This is a genomic window from Gordonia sp. p3-SID1431 (assembly GCF_025143765.1).
In the GTDB taxonomy this organism is placed as follows: Bacteria; Actinomycetota; Actinomycetes; order Mycobacteriales; family Mycobacteriaceae; genus Gordonia; species Gordonia hongkongensis.
Map to the genome: position 1 here is coordinate 1 of NZ_JAMBDT010000076.1, position 25,123 is coordinate 25,123.

At 68.3% G+C, this 25,123-nt stretch carries 22 protein-coding genes; 11 read left to right on the forward strand and 11 right to left on the reverse strand.

The window, feature by feature from the left end:
* Positions 1-4: 4 nt before the first annotated feature.
* Entirely contained in the window at positions 5-868 is an 864-nt protein-coding gene (locus M4D77_RS17310; RefSeq protein WP_058251664.1) for a universal stress protein, read from the reverse strand.
* A 203-nt stretch (positions 869-1,071) separates the two neighbouring features.
* Here M4D77_RS17310 and M4D77_RS17315 point away from each other — a divergent pair, with 203 nt between their 5' ends.
* Together M4D77_RS17315 and M4D77_RS17320 are read left to right on the forward strand one after the other, a co-directional pair.
* Entirely contained in the window at positions 1,072-1,377 is a 306-nt protein-coding gene (locus tag M4D77_RS17315; RefSeq protein ID WP_058251465.1) for a hypothetical protein, read from the forward strand.
* A gap of 90 nt (positions 1,378-1,467) precedes the next feature.
* On the forward strand, positions 1,468-3,042 hold the full coding sequence (locus M4D77_RS17320) for a hypothetical protein (RefSeq protein ID WP_058251466.1): 1,575 nt from the start codon (positions 1,468-1,470) through the stop codon (positions 3,040-3,042).
* A gap of 77 nt (positions 3,043-3,119) precedes the next feature.
* Here the strand turns inward: M4D77_RS17320 and M4D77_RS17325 are convergent, their stop codons facing one another.
* The 5 genes from M4D77_RS17325 to M4D77_RS17345 are packed head-to-tail and all read right to left on the reverse strand — an operon-like array spanning position 3,120 to position 9,661.
* Positions 3,120-3,932, reverse strand: coding sequence for a protein kinase domain-containing protein (locus tag M4D77_RS17325; protein ID WP_259936789.1), 813 nt, complete (start codon positions 3,930-3,932; stop codon positions 3,120-3,122).
* A 1-nt stretch (position 3,933) separates the two neighbouring features.
* A complete protein-coding gene (locus M4D77_RS17330) occupies positions 3,934-6,057 on the reverse strand; it encodes a cation:proton antiporter (protein WP_259936790.1) in 2,124 nt (707 codons plus the stop codon).
* Between the two features lie 16 nt (positions 6,058-6,073).
* Positions 6,074-7,582: an FHA domain-containing protein gene (locus M4D77_RS17335; protein ID WP_259936791.1), complete on the reverse strand. Its 1,509-nt coding sequence runs from the start codon at positions 7,580-7,582 to the stop codon at positions 6,074-6,076.
* Positions 7,579-8,028 (reverse strand): hypothetical protein, encoded by a 450-nt coding sequence (locus tag M4D77_RS17340; RefSeq protein ID WP_259936792.1) that lies wholly within the window; start codon positions 8,026-8,028, stop codon positions 7,579-7,581. The genes M4D77_RS17335 and M4D77_RS17340 overlap by 4 nt, the downstream gene beginning before the upstream one ends.
* Position 8,029: 1 nt before the next feature.
* A complete protein-coding gene (locus tag M4D77_RS17345; RefSeq protein WP_388031836.1) occupies positions 8,030-9,661 on the reverse strand; it encodes a hypothetical protein in 1,632 nt (543 codons plus the stop codon).
* 533 nt (positions 9,662-10,194) lie between these two features.
* On the opposite strand from M4D77_RS17345, the gene M4D77_RS17350 reads away from it, so the two are divergent.
* From M4D77_RS17350 to M4D77_RS17370, 5 genes are all read left to right on the forward strand, one after another.
* Complete coding sequence (locus M4D77_RS17350; protein ID WP_078112166.1) at positions 10,195-11,229, forward strand: diiron oxygenase; 1,035 nt, start codon at positions 10,195-10,197, stop codon at positions 11,227-11,229.
* A 34-nt stretch (positions 11,230-11,263) separates the two neighbouring features.
* Positions 11,264-12,844 carry a 4Fe-4S binding protein gene (locus M4D77_RS17355; protein ID WP_259936793.1) on the forward strand — a complete coding sequence of 527 codons (1,581 nt, stop codon included), beginning with the start codon at positions 11,264-11,266 and terminating at the stop codon, positions 12,842-12,844.
* A gap of 25 nt (positions 12,845-12,869) precedes the next feature.
* Positions 12,870-13,355 carry a hypothetical protein gene (locus M4D77_RS17360; protein ID WP_247451764.1) on the forward strand — a complete coding sequence of 162 codons (486 nt, stop codon included), beginning with the start codon at positions 12,870-12,872 and terminating at the stop codon, positions 13,353-13,355.
* Complete coding sequence (locus M4D77_RS17365; RefSeq protein WP_139104562.1) at positions 13,352-14,314, forward strand: DMT family transporter; 963 nt, start codon at positions 13,352-13,354, stop codon at positions 14,312-14,314. The genes M4D77_RS17360 and M4D77_RS17365 overlap by 4 nt, the downstream gene beginning before the upstream one ends.
* Before the next feature lie 117 nt (positions 14,315-14,431).
* On the forward strand, positions 14,432-15,259 hold the full coding sequence (locus tag M4D77_RS17370; protein ID WP_259936794.1) for a maleylpyruvate isomerase N-terminal domain-containing protein: 828 nt from the start codon (positions 14,432-14,434) through the stop codon (positions 15,257-15,259).
* 370 nt (positions 15,260-15,629) lie between these two features.
* Here M4D77_RS17370 and M4D77_RS17375 read toward each other — a convergent pair whose 3' ends face one another.
* Positions 15,630-17,258, reverse strand: a complete 1,629-nt coding sequence (locus M4D77_RS17375; RefSeq protein ID WP_259936795.1) for a DEAD/DEAH box helicase — start codon at positions 17,256-17,258, stop codon at positions 15,630-15,632.
* Between the two features lie 410 nt (positions 17,259-17,668).
* The gene (locus tag M4D77_RS17380) at positions 17,669-18,232 is read right to left on the reverse strand and encodes a helix-turn-helix domain-containing protein (RefSeq protein ID WP_065630190.1); all 564 of its coding nucleotides are present in this window, start codon (positions 18,230-18,232) and stop codon (positions 17,669-17,671) included.
* Positions 18,233-18,289: 57 nt separating this feature from the next.
* On the opposite strand from M4D77_RS17380, the gene M4D77_RS17385 reads away from it, so the two are divergent.
* Entirely contained in the window at positions 18,290-19,072 is a 783-nt protein-coding gene (locus M4D77_RS17385) for an AzlC family ABC transporter permease (RefSeq protein WP_159370364.1), read from the forward strand.
* Positions 19,069-19,392 (forward strand): AzlD domain-containing protein, encoded by a 324-nt coding sequence (locus M4D77_RS17390; protein WP_259936796.1) that lies wholly within the window; start codon positions 19,069-19,071, stop codon positions 19,390-19,392. Before M4D77_RS17385 ends, M4D77_RS17390 begins: the two co-directional genes overlap by 4 nt.
* 15 nt (positions 19,393-19,407) lie before the next feature.
* Here the strand turns inward: M4D77_RS17390 and M4D77_RS17395 are convergent, their stop codons facing one another.
* From M4D77_RS17395 to M4D77_RS17405, 3 genes are all read right to left on the reverse strand, one after another.
* Positions 19,408-20,694: a family 1 glycosylhydrolase gene (locus M4D77_RS17395; RefSeq protein WP_259936801.1), complete on the reverse strand. Its 1,287-nt coding sequence runs from the start codon at positions 20,692-20,694 to the stop codon at positions 19,408-19,410.
* Positions 20,695-20,753: 59 nt separating this feature from the next.
* On the reverse strand, positions 20,754-21,698 hold the full coding sequence (locus tag M4D77_RS17400; protein WP_065630193.1) for a triacylglycerol lipase: 945 nt from the start codon (positions 21,696-21,698) through the stop codon (positions 20,754-20,756).
* Between the two features lie 109 nt (positions 21,699-21,807).
* Positions 21,808-22,095, reverse strand: coding sequence for a hypothetical protein (locus tag M4D77_RS17405; protein ID WP_259936797.1), 288 nt, complete (start codon positions 22,093-22,095; stop codon positions 21,808-21,810).
* A gap of 459 nt (positions 22,096-22,554) precedes the next feature.
* Here M4D77_RS17405 and M4D77_RS17410 point away from each other — a divergent pair, with 459 nt between their 5' ends.
* Positions 22,555-23,025, forward strand: a complete 471-nt coding sequence (locus tag M4D77_RS17410; RefSeq protein WP_259936798.1) for a hypothetical protein — start codon at positions 22,555-22,557, stop codon at positions 23,023-23,025.
* A gap of 388 nt (positions 23,026-23,413) precedes the next feature.
* The gene (locus tag M4D77_RS17415) at positions 23,414-23,941 is read left to right on the forward strand and encodes a hypothetical protein (RefSeq protein ID WP_259936799.1); all 528 of its coding nucleotides are present in this window, start codon (positions 23,414-23,416) and stop codon (positions 23,939-23,941) included.
* Positions 23,942-25,123: the final 1,182 nt, after the last annotated feature.

Consider the following 25,123-nt stretch of genomic DNA (forward strand, 5'->3'; position numbering starts at 1 on the left):
GGGGTCAGGTGCGGACGACCATCACCGGGCAGTCGGCGTGGTGCATCACCTTCTGGCTGGTCGAGCCCAGCAGGAGTCCGCGGAAGCCACCCCGGCCGCGACTGCCGACTACGAGCAGCGATGCGTCCGCGCCCGCCTCGTCGAGCAGCGCCTTCGCCGGCTCCTCGGGCAGGACGGACCGTTCGATCGTCACGTCCGGGTAGTCCTGCGCGTATCCGGCGAGGCGCTCGGCGAGCACCTCGACCGCGTCCTGGGTCATCCGCGCCACCTCGTCGGCGCCGATGCCGTACCCGTGGAGCGCGTCCGCGTCGAGCGGGGTCCACGTGTGTACCGCGCGGAGCGGCACATTGCGCAGCGAGGCCTGCCGGAACGCCTCGGCGACCGCGGCATCGCTGACCGGTGAACCGTCGACCCCCACGACCACCGGTCCGTCGGGGTTGCCCTCGGCGGCGACGACCGTGACCCGGCCGTGTGCGTGAGCGGCGACACTGGTGCTCACCGAACCCAGGAAGAGGCCCTTGACGCTGCCGAGACGGCGCGTGCCGACGACGATCATCGCGGCGTCCTTGCCCAGTTCGAGCAGCACGCGCGCGGCGTCGCCGTCGACGATCGAGGTGGCGACCGTCACGCCGGGTGCCGCTTCTTTCGCGGCGTCGGCGGCCGCATGGACCGCGTCGGAGGCGTCCTGGCGGATGGCGTCGACGACGTCCTGCGGGATGATCAGGCCGGGGGCGTAGTCACTCGTGCTGGCGTCGTACGCACCGACGACCTTGAGGTCGAGACCTTCGGCAGCGGCCGCCCGCGCCGCCCAGCGCACCGCGCCCGTGGCCGCGTCCGACCCGTCCACGCCGACGAGTATCGCATTCATGTTGTGGCTCATCTCCTCTGATCGCGACGGCCCCTGGCGGGGTCTTCGGTTCGGCCGCGGGTCGGCCCGGGCTCGCCCCGGGCGGCCCGGTATCGGCCCCGGCCCCCATCCTGCCCCGGCGCCGTTGCCGCGGCAATGAGTACGAGGTCCCGACCACCGTCGCTTTCTCCACGATTCGGGCGCCGTGTAACCTGGCAGACACCATGACGTCACCCCTTCCGCAGAACGGCACCAACGACTTTCGCGCAATCATGATCCACATCGGGATCACCGTCGCACTCGGACTCGGCCTGCTGTTCTTCGCGCATGCGTCGTCGGATCCCCTTCAGACCGTGTTGGTCGTCGCCTCTCCCGTCGTGGTTCTCCTGGGCGCGAGCACCATGCTGTACCGCACGTACCGGGTCTGGAAACGCAACGGTCGCTGGCAGGTGTGGCAGGGGGCGGCGTGGTTCCTGTTGTTCTTCTTCATCGTCATGCTGTTCAACTCCGCGCCGGTCCTCTTCGAATGACCCGGGCGGGGTCGCCCGGCGCCTGTTCGCCCCGGTGGACGCCCTCTGACCGGTAGAGTCGGTCCTTTCACGTGAGGTGAGGGAGGCGCCGTGTCCGTCGGTCCGACCCACGACGAACCACTTCCTCCGGGCGCTCTCGTCGGGCGTCACCGCATCGAGCGCCTCCTGCGCAGACGCGTCGCCGGCGCCGACTACCTGGCGACGGCCCCCTATCCGGGGGCGCCCGCCGAGCGCGTGCTGCTCACCGTCGTGGACCGGGCCGCCTCGATCACTCCCGCGTTCGGCAACTGGTTCCGGGATGCGATCGAAAAGGCCTCCGCGATGGCGCATCCCGGGATCGCGCGCATCACCGGACACGGCATCGCCGACGGCCGCGCCTGGGTGGCGGTGGCTCCCGTGCCCGCCTCCGACGCCGCCCTGCTGATCCGGCGCCACCCCGACGGCATCGACATCGATCTGGCGGTGCGCGTCGTCACCGTCGTCGGCGAGGCGCTCGACGCGGCCCATCGCCGGCGCCTGGTCCACGGCAACGTCTCCCCCGCCGACATCCTGCTCAACGGCTCCGCAGACCCGACCGTCGCCGGGGCGTCGGTGCCCGGCGCCGTCACGCTCACCGGTTTCGGCCTCACCGCACCGATAGCGGGCGACGAGATGCCGCACCCGGCAGCCGATGTCGCCTCGTTGGGACGTACCCTCGTCGAAATGCTCACCGGCGCCGGGAGCGAAGCGAGCGGGCCGAATGTGACCGGCACAAGCTCGGTCGCTCGGCACCGGGTGTCGGGTGCAGTGTCGCCGGCGTTCTACGCCGTGCTGGCACGGGCGCTCGACGCCGATTCAGAACACCGATACCGCACCTGCGCAGAATTCGTCCGAGCGGCCGAGCTCGCCCTGCACCTCACCCACTCCGACGACGAACCGCCGACCGAGGTCATCCCCGCCAGCCACCCTGACTCCGAATATGAGTTCGCCGCAACTGATTCCGACACGACGGAGGTCGTGGAAGCGGGGCCGGCCGCCGGCGTCCCACGCGTGTTCCAGCCCGCGGGTCATCCGGATCGGCCGACCGAGGTCGTCACCGACCGTCCGCGGGGGGCCGGGCCGGTGAACCGGCCGTCGACACCCCCACCGTTGGCGCCCCCGCCGACGGCCTCCCCGTCGATGCGTCGACGACGGCTGATCGCGCCGTTCTTCGTCGCCACGGCGATCGTCGCGGTCGTCGTCGGAACGGTGATGCTGCTCGGCGCGCGCACCACACCGCCGCCGTGGCCGGCGGGCGTCGCCCCGATCGCCGCTGCCTTCCCGCAACTCCTGCCGGATACGCCCGAGGCGCCGGGATGGGGAGATGCCGACTGTGAGGCCGTCGTCCGCAACGGCATCGACGGGATCTCGTGCACCGACGCCACGAACGTCGGATTCGTGGTGTGGCACACACCGACGTCACCATCACGCGCTGCCGTCACCACCGGCCTCAAGGGCTACCCCGGGGATGAGATCAGCTGGCGCGACGGTCCGGCGTCGGCGAGCCGGGACAGCGTCGTCGACGGTTGGGTCGTCACCAATTTCACCGGGCCACCGCATGCGCAGTACACCCTGGTGACGACGTGGCCCGGACACACCGGCCGCGAGATCCTCGACGACTGGTGGCGCACGGCGCCGCTCGGCTGACGACCGTGACCGGGACGAAGGCCGACCCTTCGTGACGCAGGGAGCAGGGGGCGCGAACCGCCCGATGACGTCTGTCGTCAACGTCCGCGCAGCCCGTCGATCCGGTCGGCGACCTCCATCGCGGTCGACGGACGGGAGCCGGCGAGGGCGAGACAGTTGGCGATGAGGGTGCGCTCGTCGCGGTCCAGGTTCTCCGAGAGGGCCGGCGGCGTCGACAGCGCCGCCCGGATTGCCAGCAGCGGCTGGGTGTCCGGCACCTCCCCGTACACCCCGTCGCCGGTGAGGGCACGGTGCAGACACGCCCCGAGCGACCAGATGTCGGTCGCCCGCGACGGCACATCGCCGGCCAACAGTGCGGGGTCCATGTACTGCACCGCGCCGGGCTGGGCGAAGCTCGTGATGGGCTCGTCGGCCGCCAGCACCCGGGCCAGACCGAGATCGGAGATCTTGCCGCCGGTCTCGGTGACCATGATGCTCGACGGCGTGATGTTGGCGTGCGCGATACCGGCTTCGTGCAAGGCGTCCACGCCGCGCGCCGCGTCCGCGATCGCCGCCAGCTTCTCGTCTCGACTGAGCTCGCGCGCCGGACTACCCAGCGAGCCGAGCGGGAAATACTCCATCGCATACATGAACTGGCCCTGCAGCACGGCGTCGTAGAGCCCGGCGAGGTAGGGCGACACGACGGCGGCGAACGCCCGCAATTCGCGTACCCCGCGGCGGTAGGCGTCGTCGCTGCAGACGCCGCCGAAGACCTTCACCACGACGCGGTCGGTGGCCAGGCCCAGTCGCGCGGGGGGTACGGCGAGATAGAACGTGCCGTTGCCCCCCATGCCGAGCTTCTCGAGCACCGTGAAATCCGCCAGCTGCTGCGGGATCTCGACTTCTGGCATGTCAGTGCCTCTCCGATGATGAACCGATGTTCGGACTGGACGGGTCGTCGGCCGCCCTCGTGGGTGCGGATGGTGCGGCCGGAGACGGGTAGAGCATCGCGACGCGGTCGCCCAGCGATTCCTCGCTCGTCTCGGTGTTGTCGACGACGGTGACCGGAACGGGTACGGCCGGATCGCCCTCGTCCGCTCCGGCGACAGTGAACGACACGGCGTCGTCGCGGTGCCGGCGCGGATCCTGCACCGACACCGAAACCCCCTGTTCGGCAACAGCGTTGAGGTCGGCCAGCCACCGACGCCGAGAGCCGGATGCGACGACGGTCAGCGACCGCGACCCGAAGAGCGCCAGACCCGCGGCCATCAGCGCAGCGGTCCGTCCGCTGCGATCGTCCGCGGCGATACAGGTGATGGTGCTACGACTCGGTGCCACGGTCTCGTCGGCGGTCTCGTCGACGACGGCCACCGGAGCCGATCGCAGCGACTCCCCCAGGGGCCGGTCGTCACTGTCCACGAGGACGAGGTCGGCATTGGCGTTCTCCGACATGGCCTCGAGGTCGGCTGCGGGATCGGCGCTGAACCGGCACAGCACCGACACCGCACCCGCGCCGGTCAGCGACGAGCCCAGCTCGTTGAGGCGCTCGACGGCCGATGCGATCGCCGCGAAGTCCGGTACGACCGGAATCCCGACCTCGAGCGGACGCACGGACCGGTCCGGGGCGGTGAGCAACCCGGCCAGGACGACGTCGAATCCCGTGGTGCAGTACAGCATTCGCCGATGCCGCGCCCGCAGGTCGGCGGTCGTCCCGACGGGATCACGCATCAGCACCAGAACCCGCGGGGCAGTGGCGGTGGCCAGGGCGCGACGTTCGGCGGCGGCGATGTCATTGGCCACCACCTTGTCCGGATACACCACGCGCAGCAGGGGTTCGGTCAGGATCGTGGTCACGAGCGCCATCACCACGAGCATCGCGAACAGTTCGTCACTCAGCACACCGAGTTCGCGCCCCGCGGCCAGGATCACCAGCTCGGTGAGTCCCCGCGTGTTCATGAGCACCGCGATGGCCGCGCTCTGTCTGGTGGGGATGGCGCTCGCCCGCGCGCCCGCATAGGCGCCGAGGAACTTGCCCGCGATCGCGACGAGCAGGACCAGCAGCAGCTGCCCCATGCCCGCGACGCCGATCTGGGTGAGGTCGACGTTGAGGCCGGTGACGACGAAGAACATCGGCAGCAGGAGCAGCACGCTCGCCTGCTCGAGCCGTTCGAGAATCTCCCGGTGCAGCTGTTCGGCTCCCACCTTCGGCATCACCGCGCCGAACACGAAGGCGCCGAAGATCTGATGGATGCCGATGACGTCGGTGGCCGTCGCCGACAGGAAGAGTCCGATCAGGATGACCGCCAGGATGTCCGGCGTGAGCCGGCCGGCGCTGTCGCGCCAGGCGATCAGCTTCGCCAGCAGTGGACGGACGACACCGAACATCACCGCGGCGTAGACGAGCGTGAGTCCGACGATCTTGGCGACCTCGAGCGGACTGCCGCCCTGGATGATGGCGATGATGAACGCCAGCAGTGTCCAGGCGAGGATGTCGTCGATGGCGGCCGCGGCCAGGCTGAACACCCCGGGAATCGTTCTCATCATCCCGCGGTCGGTGAGGATCCGCGCCAGTACCGGGAAGGCGGTGATGGACATCGCGACACCCATGAACAGCACCATCCCCAGCCGCTCGATCTCCATTCCCCCGACCATGTCGTGCGAGGGATAGAGCAGCAGGCCGAGGGCTGCGCCGAGGGCGAACGGCAGCGCGATCGAGAATGCCGAGATGCTGGCCGCCGCGCGTTCACGCCCTTTGGTCAGCCGCATGTCCAGTTCGAGGCCGACGATGAACATGAAGAGGACGAGGCCGATCTGGGCCAGCGCACCGAGCAGCGGCCGGACGTCGTCGGGGAAGAGCCACTGGTCGGGATTGCCGGGCAGGAGCCCGAGCAGGCTGGGACCCAACGCGATCCCGGCGGCGATCTCGCCCACCACGGCCGGCTGACGGCAGGCGCGCGCGATCATCCCACCCACCCGGGCGGCGGCGATGACGATCGCGACGTCGAGCAGCAGGAAGGCGACCGTGTGTTTGTCCATGACCTCGGATCCGTTCTCAGATACGGGCGTGGTGTGACTCGAAGATGAAGTGGCGCCCCCCGATCCGGACATGCGACCCCGGCACCAGCACGTGGGCACGATGCGGGAGCAGCCGGGTCTCCCGGTTGCCGCTGCTCGGATCGGCGACGAAGGTGCCGTTCGCCGACCCGAGGTCGACCAGCTGCACCGTCCACTCCACCAGCCGGATCTCCACGTGGCGGCGCGAGAGCTGACCTGTCTCGTCCTGCACGCGAATCGGTTTGGGCGAACCCGCCGGTCCACCGCCGGCCGAGCCCGGTTCCCGGCCGATCACCAGGTCCTCGTCGAGGAGGAAGGTGAACCCGTTGTCGAGCAGCAACCAGCCCAGCGGGGGCCGCTCCCCCTCGACGAGGAACGTCGTCAACTGGTCCATCCGGATTCCGCAGACCCCGCACAGCCACGACTGCGGATGGTTCAGATGGCCTCGTGAACAACGGATGCCGTGCACCATGGCCCGCGACGCCTCGATCTTGACGACCTCGGTCGCGGGCTTCTGGTGCTCCTCCTTGGGCAGCGGCGCGCGCGGTTCGAGCGGTTCGGCGAACGGATTCGGTGCGGGAGCCGGCTCGACGCGGGGCCGGCCGCTCGGCGGGGTGGCGTCCCGCGGCGGCCGCTCGATTGAGTGGGAGACGTTCGGGGACAACGGTTCCGACCCGAACGGGCCGCCCAGCGGAGTCGAGGTGAACGGCAGCGGATCGGGTGCCGGCAGGTCGGTACCACCATCGGCGCCGGGCGCCATCCGCTCGGTCGTGCCCATCGGGTCCGGCCCCACCGGCAGATCGTCGAAGGGTGACGGTTTCCGGATGGGCTCGGGCGCCGGAGGTTCCGGCGCCCCGGGTGCCGGCTTGTCGAGATCGTCCAGGGCCTCGGTCGGTGGACCCGCGTCCGGCTCGGGTCGGGACGGTTCGACGGCCGGTTCCGGCCGCGCCGCCGCCGATTCCGGCCGCGGCTGCGGCGGGCGGTCGGCCAGGGAGTGGAATTCGGTGCCGCGCAACCCCAGTGGGGTGTGCAGCAGTGCGCCTGCGGCGGGCACTGTGCCCTGGACCAGGTCGAAGCGCTCGTCACCGACCTCCGCGGGCTTCGTGCCGGCGAGGTAGAGCCCGAGACCCTCGAACGGCCACGGCACGGCGCGGTCATAGGAATCGCCCGCGGGCGGCTCGATCCGCTTGCCGTCGGTCTCCCCGTACACCCGGCCCGAGAGGAAGATCGCGATGCCGGCATTGTCGGGAGCCGCGAAGGCGATGTCGACCGGGTCGTCGGCGGTGACCACCAGCTGAGCCAGCGCCCGTACCAGGTGCCGGCCCCGCCGCGGTGCCGAATCCGGCACGACCACCGCAGATTCGATGTCGAGCAGATCGGTGAGGAAGGACGCGGGCACCGCGTCGTTCGTCAGGCACAGAAACGCCGGGGTGCGGATCACGATCCCCGCCCCGGGGATCAGCGTCACCGTCGGCGTGACGCTCGGGATGTCGCCCGGACCGGTCACAGGAATCGTCCTCCCTGGAACCGCCAGTGGGGGAAGACGGCGCGTAGTGGACCGTTGACCGCCACCCACACCAGCAACCAGGTGGTGACGAACTGGACGGTGAACACGACGGGCGACGGTTGCAGCGACTCCGGGATCAGTCCGGTGCCGTCGATCACGATCCACACCAGGATGCCCTCGTTGATCGCCGTGAGGAGCCCGAAAAGGGTCGGCCAGTCCTTCTCCCAGCGGAACTGCTGCAGGAAGTGGTACAGGAATTCCCAGAGCACCCCGAGGACGATGACGGTGACGAGCACGGTGAAGGCGGCCCGGTAGACGTCGAGGATCGACGGGTCCCCCGAGGAGATGAGCCACAGGAACGGGACGAGCACGATGGTCCACAGGCCGCCGAGGATGCCGAGCACCAGCACGCGGGTCTGGATTCGCCCCCACAGGGTGGGCAACATGTCAGTCGACTCCCTTGTTGTTCATCCAGCGCCACCACTGGGCGGTCGATCGCCAGGGCGTCAGTCGTCGACAGAACCCCTGTCGGGCAAGGTCGTCGACGATCTCGAGGGCGGCGATCTGCAGACCGAGGAAGGTGTCGACGCCGGGAAAGTAACCGCCGAGCGTCGCGCTGCCCGAGGCGTACAGCTTGCCGTTTCCGCTGCGTGTCCCCTTAAGCTCGAAGTCGCGTTCGACGTCCATGCGGCCGACCGGGTTGATGCCGGCGCCGGTGTGATCCAGCAGATCACGCAGCAGGCGGTGCTCGCGGACGTCGGCTTCGAGTCCGGTGCAGTCGATCACGTAGTCGGCGTAGATCTCGAAGGTGCCGTCGGGCCGGTGGTCCTGTTGGATCGGTGCATGCGGGTCGACCCGCACGGTGGTCACCACCCCCTGCCCGCCCGCAGCCGGCAGCAGACTCTCCGCCCTGCCGACGGCGACGCGGTACCAGCCCTCGCGCCGCCCACGGGCCAACTGCTCCTGCCAGTCGTCGCGGACAGGGGTGTTCGTCCCGCCCATCTGCTTGTACGCCTCCGCGCGCTCGTGTCCCTCGAGCTTGCGCATGCGGGCCTTGAGCTGCCCGCCCCAGACCGACTTCGGATAGTTGAAGCCCTGGTAGGCCCAACCGTCTTTGCCCTTGCGCCGCATGAAGATGTGTGGGCCGTGGGGTTTGTCGTAGTACGTGCGGAAGAGGTGCACGATCTGCGTCTGGAGCCCGTACGCGTCGCGATCGTCGATGAGCCGCTGCAGGACCCGCGACGCGACGATCCCCGCACCGCGGATCACCACGGTGCCGGGTTTGCGTTGCAGCGACTGGTAGATGTGCTCGTGCGACTCGTAGGCGTTGACGACCTTGCTGGCGTCGCGGTAGGTCTCGCGGAACGCCTGGAGATCGGGCAGGAGCTTGATCCCCGGGTATCCGATCGCGACATGCACCCACTGGCTGCGGAAGGCCACCCGCTTGGTGGGCGAAGTCCCCTGCGGCGGTGTGAGAATCGTGAAGTAGCCACCGGCGGCGCGGCGTCGGATCATCCGGACCTGACCACGGTGCAGGCACTTCAGGTAGCCGATCCGCTCGCATTCCTTCTGCATCGACTCGAACGCCTGCCCGGCCCTCGGCGTGTAGAAGTTCGCGAAGACGGGCTCCACCAGCACATTCCACAGCGGCTTGAGCTTCTTGTCCGCCCAGGCCTCCCGCACCGCGTACGACGGGAAACCCCAGATGTTGTCCGGGGTCGACGCCGAATCCGAACGCAGGCGCTCCGTGCGCGGGATCTGCGACACCCGGGTCAGGTACTCGTAGCTGTGCCAGGGCACGTCCTGGGGGCCGAGCACCGCGATCCGGTCGAGCGGCACCCCGCAGATGCGCAGATAGTCGACGGTCACGAATGACCCGATGCCCGAGCCGACCGTGACGAACGGGACGTCGACGATCGGGATGCCCGCGGCCTCGACCATCGCATCGGTCCAGATGTCGGTGTCGACCAGCCCCGGTGTCAGATCGCCGACGGCGCCCGCGGGCCCGGGAGCGCCTCGTCCGGGCGCCGGAACAGGCCCAGGGCCCGGCCGCGGCGCGGGGGGCGCCTGGCCGGGCATCGGTCCGGGACGAGGCGGAACGGGCGGTGGGGGTCCCGGGCGACGCGGGGCGGGCCCCGGTGGCCGCGGACCCGGTGCGCCCGGCAGGGGCCCGCCGGGGTCGGGGACGACACGCGTCGGACCGTGCGGCGGCTGGGTCACGACCGGACCCGGGTGCGTGGTACCGCCGGCAGGCCGCGTCGACCGACGCGGGCGGCATGCGTCGCGCCCCGAGAATGCCGGGACGCGTGCGGAACACGACGGGACATCGCTCCTCCAGGTGAGCAGACGCGGGCACGGATGGTGCGGTAACTCTAACCCGCGGCGATGCTCGCGACGGGGTTATATAACCCGAACGAATTACACCCGTCGCACCAGGTCAGCCCCTGAACTGCGCGGAGTCGGGCAGGCTTGCCGGTGAACGCACCGGTGCATTGTGCCGGTATCGAACGTGACATCGAGTGTTGACAAATAGCGGCCCGTCGAAATACGTTCGAGTCATCCGCTGTGGTCTGTTTCACCGGCCGAGCCGCCCACCCCGAAGGGATGCGACGATGACGAAAGCACTGACCCCGACCGACCGGGAGCACGAGGCCCCCGCCCGCTACGTGCCGCAGCACGACAAGTCCGGCAGCGACCACGATTACGACCAGGTCCTCGACGACCTGTCCGCGGCATCGGTCCATCGCAACTTCGACCCGTACGTCGACATCGACTGGGACGCGCCGGACATGGCGATCGTCGAGAACGATCCGCGGTGGATTCTGTCCTACGAGGTCGACCCGATCGGCCGCCACCCGTGGTACCAGCAGTTGCCGCAGGAGAAGCAGATCGAGATCGGCATGTGGCGCCAGGCCAATGTCGCCAAGGTCGGCCTGCAGTTCGAGTCGGTCCTGATCCGCGGCCTGATGCAGTACAGCTTCAAACTCCCCAACGGTGCCCGCGAATTCCGCTACACCACGCACGAATCCAAGGAGGAGTGCAACCACACCCTGATGTTCCAGGAGTTCGTCAACCGAACCGGCATGGACGTTCCCGGGGCCAAGCTGGGCTATCGCCTCATCTCTCCTCTCGTTCCGCTGGTCTCGACGGTCTTCCCCACCGTCTTCTTCTTCGGTGTGCTCGGCGGCGAGGAGCCGATCGACCACATCCAGAAGGACTTCCTGCGCACCCGCGCGAGCCTGCACCCGACGATGGCCGCGGTGATGCAGCTGCACGTCGCCGAGGAAGCACGCCACATCTCCTTCGCCCACCACCTGATCCGCGAGCAGGTGCCGCAGCGCGGACGCGTCCAGCGTTTCCTGTTGTCGCTGATGCTCCCGCTGACCATGCGCATCCTCTGCGGCGCCATCGTGGTGCCCCCGCGGAGCTTCGCCAAGCGGTTCGACGTGCCCGACGCGGTCATGAAGGACATCTTCTGGCGGTCGCCGGAGTCGAAGCGGTTCCTGCGCAACGTCTTCGGTGACGTCCGCATGCTCGGCGAGCAGAGCGGACTGATGAACCCGGTCTCGCGCCTGCTGTGGCGCGCGCTCGGCATCAGCGGCCGCCCGTCACGGTTCCGCAGCGAGCCCACCTACACCGCGGCCTGAACCCGAACCCCGAACGCAGGTAGAACCCGAGACCATGCCCCACGTCGTCACCCAGGCGTGCTGCGGCGACGCGTCGTGCGTGTACGCATGTCCCGTCAACTGCATCCACCCCACGCCTGAAGAGCCCGATTTCGGCATCGCCGAGATGCTGTACATCGATCCCGCGACCTGCGTCGACTGCGGCGCATGTGTCAGTGCGTGCCCGGTCGGCGCCATCGTCCCGGGACATCGCCTGCCGGCTGGGCAGGAACGGTTCGTCGAGGTCAACGCGACCCAGTACCACGATCCGGCCGACGGAGCCGCGCGCTTCCCCGTCGACCCGGCCCGTCGGCTACCCCTCGCGCCCATCGATCGTCCGCGGCAGCTGGCCGTCGACACCTCGATCTCGATCGGCATCGTGGGTTCGGGCCCGTCGGCGATGTACGCGGCCGACGAGCTGCTGCGGCAGCCACAGGTCTCGGTCACCATGTACGAACGTCTCGACCGGCCGTTCGGGCTGGCACGGTTCGGCGTCGCGCCCGATCACCTGCACACCCGCAAGGTGATGGAGCTGTTCGACGACATCGCGCGCAACCCCCGACTGGAGATCCTGCTGAACACCGAGGTCGGGCGGGACCTCACCCTGGCCGACCTGCGCGCCCGTCACCAGGGCGTGATCTGGGCGGGCGGGGCACCCACCGACCGGCAACTCGCGCTGCCGGGATTCGATCTCCCCGGAGTGTCCAGCGCGACATCCTTCGTGGGTTGGTACAACGGCCATCCCGACTTCGCCGACCTCGACGTCGATCTCGACACCGAGCGCGTCGTGGTCGTGGGCAACGGCAACGTCGCCCTCGACGTCGCACGCATCCTCGTCGCCGACCCGGGCACCCTCGCCGCCACCGACATCTCCGGTCCGGCACTGGCGAAGCTGCGGTCCTCATCGGTCCGCGAGGTGGTGGTGATGGGCCGCCGCGGACCCGCGCACGCGGCCTTCACCCTGCCCGAACTCATCGGACTGGTCGATTCGGGGGTCCCGGTCACCGTCGACGCCGCCGACCTCGAAGCGCTGCCCGCACCCGCCGACCTGGACACCACGACTCGTGCCAAGCTCGATCTCCTGGCCGAGTGCGCCGCCCGCCCCGAACCCGAGGGCCGTCGAATCCGATTGGCGTTCTTCGCCTCTCCGATGGAGGTGACCGCCGGTGCGGACGGCCGCGCGCGCACGTTGACCGCCGGCCGCAACCGTCCGGTCGTCGACGACTCCGGAGCCGCGGTCGGCATCGAACCCACCGGCGAGACGGTGGGGCTCGAAACCGGGCTCGTCCTCACCTCGGTCGGTTACCGCGGTGTCGCGGTCCCGGGTCTCCCGTTCGACGACGCGGCCGGGATCATCCCGCACCTCGACGGCCGCGTGCTCGACGGGACCGAGCCCGTACCCGGGATGTATGTGACCGGTTGGATCAAGCGCGGTCCGTCGGGCTTCATCGGCACCAACAAGACCGACTCGGCGCAGACCGTCGCCTCATTGCTCGACGACCTCGAGTCGAACGCGACCGAGGCCTCGGCACCGCGTCGCCGTCGGTTGCTCGGCCGACGCCTCGGCGTCGCGTCGTCCGTCGCCGGCCTCGATTGACGGACTGCTGCGCTAGATTTCAGCCATGGGGCTCCCCGCGTACCAGCGCACCACCGTGCGCGCCGATCTGTCCGATCTACCCGCCGACGTCGCCGCCACGCTGCGCGACCATGCCGACTCGACACAGCTCACCGTCACCGACGACCTGCCGGCGTGGATCACCCGGAGCATCAACCCACCGTCGACCACGTTCTTCGGCAAGCTCTTCGGACGACGCAGCAACCCCGTCGACCCCGATTCCGAGCACCAGACGCTCATCGTGCTGCATCCGACCCACCTGATCGTCGTGGTGTCCGGGGCCGAACGTGGGGTGTCGGCGCTGTCGTGTCCGCTCGCCGCCGCGTCGATGTCGTCGACCCCGTATGTCCCGGAATCCGACGGATTCTCGGTGACCGGCTTCGCCGGTCATGAAGGGCGCCCAGGCAGCTTCTACCTCGGAACGGGTGAGCCGGCGGGCACGGAATGCCGGGAGGCCGTTCGCTCGGCCATCGTCGCCGCCAAGAATCCGTGAGGACCGCGGACCGCACTGCGCCGCTCTCGCGACCCGCGCTGGGTCTCACACTCGCGCTGATCTCGTCGGCCTGTTTCGGCATCTCGGGGGTGCTCGCCCGGGCCATGATCGAGGCGGGATGGACGGCCGGTGCGACCGTCACCGTCCGCATCGCACTAGGCGGTCTGGTCCTGGCCATTCCCGGCTTCCTCGCCTTTCGCGACCGTCGGCAGCCGCTGCCCGAGCAGCCGGGCCGACGGTCCTGGACGGTGCTCGTCGCCTACGGACTCCTCGCGGTGGCCGGCTGTCAGCTGGCCTACTTCTATGCCGTGACCTACCTGCAGGTCGGCGTCGCGCTGCTCATCGAATACACCGCCCCGGTCGCCGTGCTGGTGTGGATGTGGCTGCGCCACGGTCAGCGTCCGGGTCGCGTCACCGTGCTCGGCGCGGCACTCGCGATCGGGGGACTCGCGCTCGTCCTCGACCTCACCGGCGACGTCCCGATCAGCGCGATCGGGGTGCTGTGGGCGCTCGCCGCGATGGTCGGGGCCGCCGCCTACTTCGTGATCTCCGCCGACGACCGCACGGGCTGGCCGCCCCTGAGCCTGGCCGCGGGTGGCCTGCTCATCGGCGCACTGGCCCTCGTCGTCGCGGGGCTGACCGGGATCCTGCCGATGACCATGACCACGGACCCGGTCGAGGTCGGTGCGCTCGAGGTGGCCTGGTGGATCCCGCTCGTGCTGCTGGGAGTGGTCTCGGCCGCCATGGCCTACGGCTTCGGCATCGCAGGCGGCCGGCTGCTCGGGGCCCGGGTGATGTCCTTCGTGGCGTTGTCCGAGGTGCTGTTCGCGGTGGTCTTCGCCTGGCTCGTGCTCGACGAACTGCCGGCACCGATCCAACTCGCCGGCGGCCTGCTCATCGTGCTCGGCGTCGTCTGCGTACGGCTCGGCGAAGCCGCCCCGGCGGTGTCACGTGACTGAGAATCATCGTGCGCGTTTGTGAATAATGTTGCGCACCTTGCACATCTGTCCACAGGTTCGACGTGTTGGCACGGAATGTGTCGCACGTCGCAACGGGCCGGGGTAATCTCGTGCCCCATGTGGGGGGAGGAACCACGCGCGACGGGGATGTTCTCGAGGTTTGACTACATCGACGCCGCGCTCACGACTGCGGATCGGTTCACCGATCTCGTGCTCGGTGTCGGCGACCCCGACACCCGGCTCCCCGACACCCCCGCCTGGACGTTGACCGATTGTGTCGGCCATGTCGCGATGGCGCCGTCGCGCTTTCTCGAACTCGCGCGCGGCGAAGGTGAGTGGTGCTGTTCGGCGGTCGACGTACCCGACTTCAATGCCAAACAGATCGCCAACTTGCCGACGCGCGACGTGACAGTGCTCTGCCGACGATTGACCGACGACCTCCGCGAACTCGTCGACGAGGTGTCGCATTTCCACGCGCAGGTCCCGAAGATGCACTTCGACGGCGACCGCGTCATCCGGGCCGACGCCGCTCTCGGCCTGCTGATCGGCGAGTTCGTGGTGCACGCCCGCGACATCGCACGCGCTGTCGGGGCCCGCTGGTGGGTCGAACCGGACGTGGTGCTGATGATCATCCGGGCACGCCAACACATCCTGCCCAGTTGGGTCGATCCGGTGCACGCCGCCGGGCACTCCGGAACCTACGACATCCGGCTCCGCGGGTGCGGCGAACGGCACGTCTACCAGTTCACCGACGGCGAGCTGCACATCGATCCGCCGGAGCCACGCCGGCCCGATGTCCACATCAGCGTGGACCCCGCGACCGCTCTCCTCGCCGGTTACGGTCGCCTGTCCCCGGGGTGGGTCGGCCTCACCGGGAAGGGCATCGCCTGGGGTGCCCGGCCGTGGCTCGCGCCGCGACTCGCCCAGCGGTTCCTGCCTGCCTGATCGCCCCGCTGCAGAGCGCGCGACCAACCCCGCTCCCTGTTCCGAAAGAAGCACATAACCCTTGCTCCCTGAGGTGTGAGGAGCGATACCGACGAGCCACGAAGGGCTGGCGAGCGTTGCACCTCGCCCTTCGTGGCTCGCTTCGCTCGCACCTCAGGGAGCATGAATCTGGACGCTCACGGGTGTTCTTTCGTAGTCCACAACGGCGCCGCCAGGCCTCAGATACTCCGGGCGCGCAATAACGTCGAGCGCCCCTGCCCCCTGAGGTGCGAGGAGCGAAAGCGACGAGCCTCGAAGGGCGGCAACCGTGGTCACCGGCCCCTCGAGGCTCGACATCGTTCTTCAGTTGTCTTTCGCGGGTGAGGCCCGGTCAGCGACCGGTCGGCGAACCCGCCGGACGGCTCGCCCGGCGTCCCTGCCCGCGGGCGCCCGCCCGCTGCTGGTCGCCGCCACGCGACTGCCCGGCGCCGCGTCCCTGGCCTCCGGTGCGCGCGTCCGACGAGCGCGAACCGCCCGCGCGCGAGTCGCTCCGAGCCGGACGGCCGCGGCCCTCGCCGCGAGTGCCGCGCGAGTCACCGCCGGTGGCGTTCCGGCCGCCGCCGGTTCCGGCGCTCCGGCTCTCGCCACGAGCGCCGCCGTTGCCGCCCTGGCCTCGACCACGACCGCCGCGTCGACTCCCCTGCGCACGGCCGCCCTGGGAACGACCTCCTTGGGACCGGCCGCCCTGTGCACCGCCACCACGAGCGGCCTCGGCGGCTGCGCGTGCCGCCGCGGACACGCGGGGGGCGCGCTCGCCGACGAGTTCGTCGACGGCTGCCGACGATGCGTCGACAGCGATGGGTGTCACCTTGATCTTGGCCTTGCGCAGTAGCTGTGCGACCTCACGACGCTGCTCGTGCAGGCAGACGGTCACGACGTCGCCGGCCGACCCGGCACGGGCGGTGCGGCCCGAGCGGTGCAGGTACGCCTTGTGCTCGGCCGGCGGATCGACATGCACGACGAGTTCGATGCCGTCGACGTGCACGCCACGGGCGGCGACGTCCGTGGCGACGAGGACGCGGACGTCACCCTCGCCGAATGCGGCCAGGTTGCGGTCGCGCTGCGCCTGGCTGAGATTGCCGTGCAGGTCGACGGCCGGGATCCCGGCCTCGGTCAGCTTCTTGGCGAGCTTCTTGGCCTGGTGCTTGGTGCGCATGAACAGTATGCGTCGACCGGTGCCGGAGGCGAGCTCGGCGACGAGATCCTGCTTGTCTGCCGAGGAGACCTCGAAGACGTGGTGGGTCATCGCGGCCACCGGCGACTCCGCCGAATCCACCGAGTGGAGCACCGGGTTGTCGAGGAACCGCTTGGCGAGCTTGTCGACGCCGTTGTCCAGCGTCGCCGAGAACAGCATCCGCTGACCGTCGGCGGGGGTCGCGGCGAGGATCTTGGTCACGACCGGCAGGAAGCCGAGGTCGGCCATGTGGTCGGCCTCGTCGATCACGGTGATCTCGACCTCGTCGAGCCGGACGATGCCCTGACGCATCAGGTCCTCGAGACGTCCGGGACACGCGACGACGATGTCGACACCGCGCCGGAACGCCTGCTCCTGGCGGGTCTGCTTGACGCCGCCGAACACGGTGGTGACGGTGAGTCCCACGGAGGCGGCGAGCGGCTCGACGACCGCGGCGATCTGGGTCGCGAGTTCGCGGGTCGGCGCCAGGATCAGCCCCGTGGGTGCCCCCACGTAGCGCTTGACCTGCATCTCGGCCAGGCCGGCGACGAGCGGGATGGAGAAGGCGAGGGTCTTGCCCGAGCCGGTCTTGCCGCGGCCCAGGACGTCCTTGCCGTCAAGGGTGTCGGGGAGGGTGTCCTTCTGGATCGGGAAGGCGTCGGTCTTGCCCTGAGAGGCGAGAACCTTGACGAGTTCGGCTGGGACACCGAGGGATTCGAACGACACACCAGGCGCCGACGCAGCAGCATCGGTGGAGGTGGCCGGGTTTTCGAGGACAGCAGTCATGTGGTGTGCAGGTTTCTTCCTGTGCTTGGCACGCGCACAGCACGACTGACGTGCAGGGGCGGTGCCGGTGGCGAACACGCGGGTGCGCGAGCTCGTTCGCCGTATGAAGTCAATGGCAGGTGGCCGACCGGTGTCGGATGCCCGGACCTGCGAGAGAGGCGTTCTACGACGCTAGACGCGGCCTGTACGGGCGCATCACTTCTGGCAACAGTACGCGTCGGTGATCGATACCGCGAATCGCTGTGATGCACGTCGCGTTTCGCCCACACCGGCAGGGTCGTCGAAAATCCGACCGAAGACCGCCCAGGACGGTGCTTCCGACGGCACGCGGTCGACGCTGCGCCGCCCGAGGGCGGTTTCAGCGGCGCTTCCCGGGCCTGCACGAACTTGAAAGGTTGTGTCCCGCAACCTCAGAACGCCTCACTGAGCATCACGGCAACAGTGCCGGGCTCGAGCGCGTCGAAGACGTGCTCGACATCGCCGGGATACGAGATGTAGTCACCGGCCGACAGCACCTCGGTGGCCTCGGTGGGTCCGAGACGCGCTCGGCCGCAACTGATCACGACGTGTTCGATGATCCCGCGCGCATGTGGTGCCGACACCCTCGGCTTGCCCGGTTCGGCGCGGATGACATACATGTCGCGCCGCGACCCCGGCGACGCGGTGGACAACAGGGTTGCCGAGTAGTCGGCGTCCGCGGCGGGGATCACGGGCCCCTCACCGAACCGGATGACCTCGACGGTTGGCGTGGGCGAGTCCAGCAACGCCGAGAACTGCACACCGAGCGCCGTGGAGAGCGCCCACAGCGTCTCGACACTGGGGTTCCCCTCCCCCGATTCGAGCTGGGACAACGTCGACTTCCCGATCCCGGCACGACGCGCGAGCTCGGTCAGCGACAGACCCGCTCGTGTGCGTTCCCTCTTCAACGACGCGGCGACCAGCTCTTTGGGGTTCACCGACCGAGCCTCGTTCATCAAACCGTCCGATCGTCCATCTTGACGAACACACTTCTCTTGTTCACTATGATAGTCATGCGTTCGGCTTGGAGAACACTCGACACGGCGACTTTGCGCGCCGTCGTGGTGATGTCCCTGTCGGTTCTGGTCATCGGGACGTCGTACGGGGTGGCCGCGCACGGCGCGGGTCTCGCCCTCTGGCAGATCGTTGTGATCGCCACGGTCGTCCTCGCCGGATCGTCGGAGTTCGTCTTCGTCGGCATCCTGGCCGCCGGCGGCGCGCCGATCCTCGCCGCACTGGCGGGTTTGTTGGTCAACACCCGCAACTTCGGGTACGGCCTCGCCGTCGGGAAGCACCTGCGCGGCACCCCCGAGATCGTCCTCGGCGCCCACCTCATCAACGACGAGACGGCCGCGCTGGCGACCGCCGAATCCGACCCGCGTCGGGCACGGGCCGCCTTCCTGTTGTGCGGACTCGGCGTTCTGGTCTCGTGGCCCGTCGGCGCAGCACTGGGTGCCACGCTCGGCGGTGTGGTCGCCGATCCCGCGAGCCTCGGGCTCGACGCCGCCTTCCCCGCTCTGCTCGCCGCGCTGGCCATCCCGGCCCTGCGCGACGGCGCCACCTGGGCAGCCGTGACGATCGGCGCGGCGGTGGCCGTGGCCTCGACGCCGTTCCTACCGGCCGGGTTGCCCATCATGGGAGCGCTTGTGGGCTTCGCCGCCGTGGAGTCACTCCGCCGGCTTCGGCGGACCCCACCGAGCGCACCGGCCCTACCCGGCACGAGGACGGACACCGTGAACGAGACCGCATCGTCGCGAGAGGCGCTCCAGCACAACAGCGCTCCGGGCTGTCGATGAGCACCGGCATCTCCCTCGCCGTCGGCATCACGGTTCTCGCGCTCGGCACCTATGCGATGCGCGCCGCCGGACCCGTTCTGCGAAAACGCATCTCGGTCTCGGACGCGGTCGAGAAGCTGTTGGATCGGGCGACCGTGGTCCTGCTCGTCGCCGTCGCGCTGACCGGCGCTTTCTTCATCGACCACGACTTCGCCGGCTGGGCGCGGCCCGCCGGCGTGACGGTCGGGGTGATCGCGGCGCTGTTGAGGGCGCCCCTCGCGGTCGTGGTCATCCTCGCCGCGGCCACCGCCGCCGGCCTGCGGGCCCTCGGCGTCGCGTGAGTGTCGGCGAGAAAGTCACCGCACGACAGCCGGATTCGCGCAACTGTCCGGCACCGCCACGAGTGAACACGTCACCGGCATCCGCGTCGGGCGGTACCCCGGGCGAACGCCGTTGTCGCGAGTGATCTCACGGTAGGCGGCGACTGCATCGGTCGGGTGACGGGTCAGAGTCGGGTCACGCTCCGCATCGACGGTGTACAGACCGAAGCGCGAATCGAAGTCGCCCCATTCGTAGTTGTCGGTGAGACTCCAGTAGTTGTAGGACGCCACGTCGATGCCGTCCTGTCGGGCGCGCTGCAACCAGTAGACGGTGTCGCGAAGGTGATCGGCCCGGCGGTAACCGTCGGGCCGCCGGCCCTGCGGGTCGGTGGCCAGTCCGTTCTCGATCACCCGGATCTGCTTACCCGGGAACTGTTGCGCGACATGACGTAGCACGTAGTAGATGCTCTCCGGTGCCTGCGAGCTCTTCCAGAACTCACCGGAGGCACCGTTGGCGACGGAGGCGTCGGTGACCGAGAACGAGTAGTAGTGGTCGACGCCCACGAAGTCGAGCGTGTCGCGCATTCGCTGCGGGAAGACCGATTCCAGCCATGTCTGCAGGCCGGCGATCGGGTAGTACGCCATGTTCGACGACACCTGGGCGCCCGGCTGCACGCGGTGGATGTATCGGTGGACCGCCCGGTGCGCGGCGACGATCCCGTCGGCCATGAGACCCACGTTCTGCGGTGCCACTCCCCCGTACATCAGTTCGCGCCGAACGTATTCGGTGGGTTCGTTGAAGGTGATCCACAGCGGGTCGGCCCAGGAGTACCGGTCGACCACCCGCTCGGCGAAACGCACGAGGTCTGCGGACATCTGCGGACGGTTCCAACCGCCGAGGTCGACCGCCCAGCCCGGGTGCACCCAGTGGTTGAGGGTGATCATGGGTCGCATCCCGGCGTCGACGACCGCGCGGATCACCCGATCGTAGAACGCCCAGCCGGCCGGATCATCCCGGCCGCGTGACGGTTCCACCCGCGACCACTCGACCGAAGTCCGATAGATGCCGACGCCCAGACCTTTTGCGCGGGCGATGTCCTCGGCGTAGCGATGGTGGAAGTCGACGGCGTTGCCGACACGGTGGGCGACCCGGCCCTGGTTTCCGTAACGGACCCAGTTGGAGTCACGGTTGTATCCCTCGGACTGGAAACCGGACTGGGCGACGCCGAACTCGAAGGCGGGGCCGAGCGGCGGAACGGACGCCGACGCGGTTCCGACACCGCCGAGACCGCAGATCGCGAGCAGCATCGCGGCGCACGACATGGCCACGACGCCGGCCCGCACCCGCCGACGGCCACCACCTAGACGTCGCCTGCTCACGTTCAGAACGGGCTCCCGGTGATGGGTGCGGCGCGATCGCACGGAACCGGTCGTGGATTCGCCGGGTCGAGCGCGTTGAGCACGAAGAACGCCGCGCGACGCGACCCGGCGATCCCGGCATGCTCGGTGTAGTCGACCGAACACCCGTCCTGCACAACGATGTTGCGCACGTTCGATCCGCCCGGTGGCAATCCCAGCGTGTACGGCACCACGAGCTCGTCGTAGCGGGTGGCGATATTGGTGTACCGGATCGACGGCAGGTAGTAGCCCCCGGCGGCGATCTTGCGCAGCACCGCCGCGCCGGGATCGAGCTGGGCGCAGGCCTGACAGAACGGCACCTGCTCGGGCCGCAACCCGAGAGACCGGACGATCGGCATGATCACGTCGTTCCCGCCGACCCCGGAGCCCCGCCACGCCGGCGCCAGCGACACATAGTTGTCGATGGCGTCCCGTCCGCCGAGGTACTTCGCGTAGTACGCGGGCACCACCGTCCCCTGGGAGTGGCCCACGATGTCGACCTTGGACGCGCCGGTCGTCCGGCGGACCTTGTCCACGAATGCACCGAACTGGGCTGCGCTGGCGGACATCTCACCCATGCCGCCGATCGCGCTGATCGGCCACGGGGTTCCCTTCACCGCGCCGTAGGTCAACGCGAACACGCAGTAACCCTCGTTCTTCAGCAGGGGGACGTAGGTGCCCCAGTTGGTCTGCTGCGATCCGCCGGTCCCGTGCACGAGGATGACCGGGTTGGGATGACGCGCCGAAGGCTTGCAGTTCCAGTCGTTCGACCCCGGAAGCGAATCCCCGGGGTTCGCGAGCTCGTTCGGTATCCCGGCCAGGAAGTTGTAGGTGACGGGCAGCGGGTCGGCGCGCGCCGGTGCCACGGTCACGACCAGCACCCCGATCACGGCGACGACCAGGCCCCACACGATCCTCGGCGATCTCATGGACGGAAACTAACAAACCGTCTCAGGGCACGATGTGTGTTTCACAGGACCCACTGTGAAATGGCAGATCCCAGCGCGACAGACCTCGGCTTCCGGGAGCGGAACGTCGTCAGTTGGACGCGGCTTCCTCGTCGTCACGGTGCCGGATGTCGCGGATGGTGGCCACCACCGAGGCGAAGACGAGCACGAATCCCAGCACGAGAAGCGTGACCGCGACGTAGTGCATGATCTGCTCGTAGTGTCCGACGTCGAATTGCTCGGCCGCGATGCGCAGGCCGACCACCACGAGCCAGGCCAGCAACGCCATGGTGAGTGCCCGACGCTGGAAGACCGCGCTCCGCCGCCGGTGTTCGTACTCCGCGAGTTCGTCGATGGCGTCGAGGATGATTCCGCTCATCCGCGCATGTGCCGCCGAGTCGTGCGGCAGCTTCGCCAGGATGTCGACCTTCTGCGACAGCTTCTAGTGCCGGTCGTTGGCGTCGAGCCGCGCGATGACCGCGCCGATCATCGCGACGAGCAGCGTTCCGGCGAACGTCAGCATCGCGGCGGTCATGCGCGAAATCTACAACGACGCCCGCGGTGATGCGGCCGTTAGCGAGTGGATGGAGTACGAGAAAACCCGCCCCGGCGAGCGCCGGAACGGGTTGTCGGTGGAGCTATGGGAATCGAACCCCTGCTGACATCTTCGGAAACAAGCTCTGATCTGCGATAAATGTACTTGGGTCGTGTCGGAGATTGACGGGTTTTCATGGAAGTTCACGGCGTGTTGTTGCGTGAGGCAACACGAATCTATCGATGACGCAGCTCCACACGGCCGACAGATAGACAGTTCCGCCGCGATGCGAAGATGGCCAGTATGCGAACCCGACTGTTTCTCAGTTCCCTTGCCGCAGCGGCTCTGGCGGCGCTCGCCGCCCCGGGGGCCGCCTCGGCTGCACCGACCGATGTCTACATCTCGACAGGTTCTGTGGGATCGACCGTGACCGTGACCTTGCACAACAACTCGGGGGCTCCGATCGAGTGCGGCATCTTCGGCACCAGTCCGGATTGGAACCCGGAAGGAGATCCCTCCTTTGTGTTCTCGAAGGGGATGGGCAACGCACTGGAGGAAGGGGGACGAGCTGACCCCTTCCCCGTCTCCACCGGTGACACTGCGGTGCGGTTTCAGCGTGTGCCCGACGGCGCCTACAACGTCGACTGGGCATGCTTTCCTACAACGGGCGGTCGCGCGTGGGGAACGAAGTACGCCATCAGCAGTGACGCTACTGCCGAGCCGACTCCTGTAACGGTTCAGTCCTCACCGCCACTGTTCGGCAGCCTCGGCTAGAACACCCCGAACGGATGAAACCGGCCCGCTCACCGCTCATGGAGGGCGGCCCGACGTGATTCTTCACGTTCAGAGCGGGTGCCTCGTCATGGGCTCCGAGAGCGGCTTCTCATTGTTTCCGCAGTGGCCGGGTCGCTGTGCGTCGGATTTGTGATGTTCCTGAGTCTCACCCGCTCTGAACTTGCAAAGTCACCACAGCGCTCAATTTTGTTTCCGCGCAATGTATTTCATCATTCTAGCGATGTGTGCACCAGCAGCACCCGGCAGAAACGCAGGTGATGACCGATAGGAGGACGTCGAGAACCCGCAGTCTGGATGCAGCAGAGGTCAGCACGGTTCCCCAGGCAAGGGCGCCGCGTGGGCGCGCCAACGTCGATAGACTCCGCGCATGAAACGACTACCAGCCGCGGCGCTACTCACTGTTCTGCTCGCTAGTGGAATCACCGCATGTGGCGGGGCGGATGAGTTCGACCGCCCAACAGACGGTGCTGACGCAACACTGACATCCACGTCCGAAACGGCCTCGGCGCCGACGGAGACCACCGCTAACGACGGACCCATCATCAAGCCGTTCGGCGAAACGTTAGTGGGCCAGGATGGAAAAGAGGTCACGATCGATTCGGCCGAATCCCAGGGTTCCCAGACGATCATCGCGTTGCGGTACAAGGCCGGCACCGAGGCGATCGAGGATTACAATATCCTCACGCCCACTCTGTCGTACGGGCCCGACGGCACCGAAGCCGAGGTGGACACCCTGCCCGAGATCAACGGGGTGATTGTCCCAGGCCAGAGCAAGGTCGTCAGTTACACGTTCAACGTCGACGCAGCACAGCTCAATCCCGCGACGCTCACTGTGGGAATTGGTCTTGGATCAGCGACCTGGACAGGTAACCTCACGGAGTTCATCGCGAAGTAGCGGCTGCGTTGTTCTCCGTGGCATCTCCCGGCGTTGTGGGCAGGTCACTGCCGTGTAGCTACCTGCGACTACCTACCTCGGCTTCCTCATGCGTGAGTGGGACCCATAGTAAGCGCGGCCCGGGGTCGGAGTAAGTCCTGGCCCGCCCACTGCATACGCCAGCGGGTCGCCCTCATCATTCAGCAGAGTCCACCCTCCCACAGACGCGACCGCGGGACGAAATATCATCCCGGGAGCGACCAGAAATGGCGTGTAGACACATGGGTGATCTGTCCAGTCTGTCGGCACTCCCTTCCCCGAGGGGAGTGGCACGGATGAGCCCGACGGCGCCTGCCGGAACTCGACAGACACTCTTCGCGCCATCGGCTCCAGCATCACCGACATGACATCTTCGCCGACGACATCCGAAAGTGACCCCGTAGCCTGAACTGTGTCCATCAAGATGTCCCGGAACACTTCGGGCGATTCGGCGCCGAAGTTTCTCAGCGCCTCGCGACATGAGGCATGTATGGCTGAGTTATCCGAACCGACCGTGTTTACGTGGGACCCGAACCTAGGTTGATGGCGGTGAATCATTTCCTTGTGTGTCACACCGTGCTTCGAAATGACGCTCTCGAACATCACTTGACGAAATCGTGGACGGGCTCGTTGAATTCCGACCCCGAGGACGGTCGTTGGAAAGTCTTGCTCGGCGCTTTGCAAACGCGTATACGCTGCGGCCATCGATGCTTCGACGCGATCGGTGATCGCACGATAGTGCCGCTGTGCGGGTGGAAGGTGCCATCCCACCATGCCGCCTGAGCTCAGGTCCGGCACGCCAGTTATCGCTTCCGCGATTAGCTGATCTGTTGGTTTGCCATCGAGGTACGCCAGCCCCGTGTACCCGAGGACTAGCCAACAGTCTGATCCGATCACGATTACGGTCTTGTTGCTTGCGATGTCCCAGGCTCTACTGCCACCGCGCTTGCTGAACTTAGGCACGGTGATCAGTCTGTCGCTCGCGTGGAAGACATGCCCAACTGCGACAGCGCCCATTATGAGTGTCACCGGGACAACGATATGCGGTGCACGACGAGGTCGCGAAGCAATCAGCTCTTAGCAGTGTCAACGGCCAGTTTGATGTCCCCGCTGGTGGCCAGGTGAAAGTCCCCACCCTGTGCGGGATGTTCTTAGGTTGGCGGT

Bases quoted from the DNA above. Each gene is read 5' to 3' on its own strand.
- M4D77_RS17345 (WP_388031836.1), bottom strand. From the start codon at position 9,661: ATGCCCGGCCAGGCGCCCCCCGCGCCGCGGCCGGGCCCTGGGCCTGTT.
- M4D77_RS17325 (WP_259936789.1), bottom strand. From the start codon at position 3,932: ATGCCAGAAGTCGAGATCCCGCAGCAGCTGGCGGATTTCACGGTGCTC.
- M4D77_RS17355 (WP_259936793.1), top strand. From the start codon at position 11,264: ATGCCCCACGTCGTCACCCAGGCGTGCTGCGGCGACGCGTCGTGCGTG.
- M4D77_RS17380 (WP_065630190.1), bottom strand. From the start codon at position 18,232: ATGAACGAGGCTCGGTCGGTGAACCCCAAAGAGCTGGTCGCCGCGTCG.
- M4D77_RS17375 (WP_259936795.1), bottom strand. From the start codon at position 17,258: ATGACTGCTGTCCTCGAAAACCCGGCCACCTCCACCGATGCTGCTGCG.
- M4D77_RS17370 (WP_259936794.1), top strand. From the start codon at position 14,432: ATGTGGGGGGAGGAACCACGCGCGACGGGGATGTTCTCGAGGTTTGAC.
- M4D77_RS17315 (WP_058251465.1), top strand. From the start codon at position 1,072: ATGACGTCACCCCTTCCGCAGAACGGCACCAACGACTTTCGCGCAATC.
- M4D77_RS17400 (WP_065630193.1), bottom strand. From the start codon at position 21,698: ATGAGATCGCCGAGGATCGTGTGGGGCCTGGTCGTCGCCGTGATCGGG.
- M4D77_RS17410 (WP_259936798.1), top strand. From the start codon at position 22,555: ATGCGAACCCGACTGTTTCTCAGTTCCCTTGCCGCAGCGGCTCTGGCG.
- M4D77_RS17330 (WP_259936790.1), bottom strand. From the start codon at position 6,057: ATGGACAAACACACGGTCGCCTTCCTGCTGCTCGACGTCGCGATCGTC.
- M4D77_RS17390 (WP_259936796.1), top strand. From the start codon at position 19,069: ATGAGCACCGGCATCTCCCTCGCCGTCGGCATCACGGTTCTCGCGCTC.
- M4D77_RS17360 (WP_247451764.1), top strand. From the start codon at position 12,870: ATGGGGCTCCCCGCGTACCAGCGCACCACCGTGCGCGCCGATCTGTCC.
- M4D77_RS17350 (WP_078112166.1), top strand. From the start codon at position 10,195: ATGACGAAAGCACTGACCCCGACCGACCGGGAGCACGAGGCCCCCGCC.
- M4D77_RS17405 (WP_259936797.1), bottom strand. From the start codon at position 22,095: ATGAGCGGAATCATCCTCGACGCCATCGACGAACTCGCGGAGTACGAA.
- M4D77_RS17415 (WP_259936799.1), top strand. From the start codon at position 23,414: ATGAAACGACTACCAGCCGCGGCGCTACTCACTGTTCTGCTCGCTAGT.
- M4D77_RS17310 (WP_058251664.1), bottom strand. From the start codon at position 868: ATGAATGCGATACTCGTCGGCGTGGACGGGTCGGACGCGGCCACGGGC.
- M4D77_RS17340 (WP_259936792.1), bottom strand. From the start codon at position 8,028: ATGTTGCCCACCCTGTGGGGGCGAATCCAGACCCGCGTGCTGGTGCTC.
- M4D77_RS17385 (WP_159370364.1), top strand. From the start codon at position 18,290: ATGCGTTCGGCTTGGAGAACACTCGACACGGCGACTTTGCGCGCCGTC.
- M4D77_RS17395 (WP_259936801.1), bottom strand. From the start codon at position 20,694: ATGTCGTGCGCCGCGATGCTGCTCGCGATCTGCGGTCTCGGCGGTGTC.